Genomic DNA, 1,684 nt, shown 5'->3' on the forward strand with positions numbered 1-1,684 from the left:
CCCCCCCCCCCCCCCCCCCCCCCCCCCCCCCCCCCCCCCCCCCCCCCCCCCCCCCCCCCCCCCCCCCCCCCCCCCCCCCCCCCCCCGCCGGCCGGCAGGCCTGGGCGGACGCGGTCGGCCTGGTGCCGGTGGCCAGCTTCACCATCACCAAACTGCGCTGGCTGGCCCGCACCGAGCCGGCATCGGCCGACCGTACGGCTGCGGTCTGCCTGCCGCACGACTGGCTGACCTGGCGGCTCGCCGGCACCGGCGACCTGGCCGCGCTGCGCACCGACCGCAGCGACGCCAGCGGCACCGGCTACTGGTCGGCAGCCACCGGCCAGTACCGCCCCGACCTGCTCGAACACGCCTTCGGCCGGACGCCGCTGGTGCCGACGGTGCTCGGCCCCACCGACCCGGCCGGCGCGCTGCGCTCCGGCGCTCCGCTCGGCCCCGGCGCCGGTGACAACGCCGCCGCCGCGCTCGGCGTCGGTGCCCGTCCCGGCGACGTGATCGTCTCGATCGGCACCTCCGGCACCGTGTTCAGCGTCGCCGACACCCCGGCCGCCGACCCCAGCGGGACGGTAGCCGGCTTCGCCGACACCACCGGCCGGTTCCTGCCGCTGGTCGCCACCCTCAATGCCGCCCGGGTGCTGGACGCCGCCGCGAAGCTGCTCGGCGTCGACCACGACCGGCTGGCCGAGCTGGCGCTGAGCGCGCCGGCCGGCGCGGACGGGCTGGTGCTGGTGCCGTACCTCGAAGGGGAACGCACCCCGGACCGGCCGACGGCCACCGGCTCGCTGCACGGGCTCACCCTGGCCACCAGCACCCCCGCGCATCTGGCGCGGGCCGCCGTCGAGGGCATGCTCTGCGCGCTCGCCGACGGACTGGACGCCCTGGTCGCCCAGGGCGCGGCCGTCAATCGGGTCATCCTGGTCGGCGGCGGGGCGCGCTCCTTGGCGGTACGCCGAATCGCGCCCGAGGTGTTCGGCTGCCCGGTGCTGGTGCCGCCGCCGGGGGAGTACGTCGCCGACGGTGCCGCCCGGCAGGCCGCCTGGCTGGCGCTGGGCACCCCGAACGCGCCCGACTGGACCCCGGCCGACACCGAGGAGTACGCAGCCGACGCGGTGCCCTCCGTCCGCACCCGGTACGCCGACGCCCGCGACCACGTCCTGAACCGGGTCACCGCCGGCTGATCTCGCGGCGGAGCCCTCTCCCTGGCATCGCAGGTGCGGACCCCGAGGCGCAGCCTCCCGGGTCTCCCGTCCGAGACACCCGGTCGGGGGTTGCCGGCCCCCCTCGGGGTTCCAAAGACCGGTGGGATGTGCTGCGCCCCGGGGCGTTCAGGGGACGCTGTCCGTCAATTTCCATCCTGGACCGCCACCCTCCGTCGACGGAAGACGGATGACCACCCGGAGTGACCCGGTGGTGACGCGGAAGGGCTGCGGGTGGGGTCGGGAGTGCCGGTGGCCGGTGCGGGGCGCCCGGTGTTGAACTGAGGGGCGCGAAGGTCTATGAGTGGCAGCAGGTTTCTGGTAAAGGAACTCCGGCGGTTACGCAAAGCGGCGGCGCTCAGCCAGGCGGCGTGGGGCCTGTGCTGCCGTCGTCGGCACCCCGCCGCTGACCCGGCGGGGGGGACGAGAGAGGGGGGGGTTGGGAGGGGGAACGAAGGAGAGATAAGAAGGGAGAGGGGAGGGATGCTGAT

General features: G+C 76.4%; 1 protein-coding gene. It reads left to right on the forward strand.

Annotated elements, in window-relative coordinates; genetic code table 11:
* Positions 1-1,175, forward strand: a 1,175-nt coding sequence (locus ACXAHD_RS32030) for an FGGY-family carbohydrate kinase (protein ID WP_475055149.1), incomplete at its 5' end; no start/stop codon positions are given.
* Between the last annotated feature and the right edge of the window lie 509 nt (positions 1,176-1,684).

It is taken from the genome of Micromonospora sp. ABR4_055, assembly GCF_056160425.1.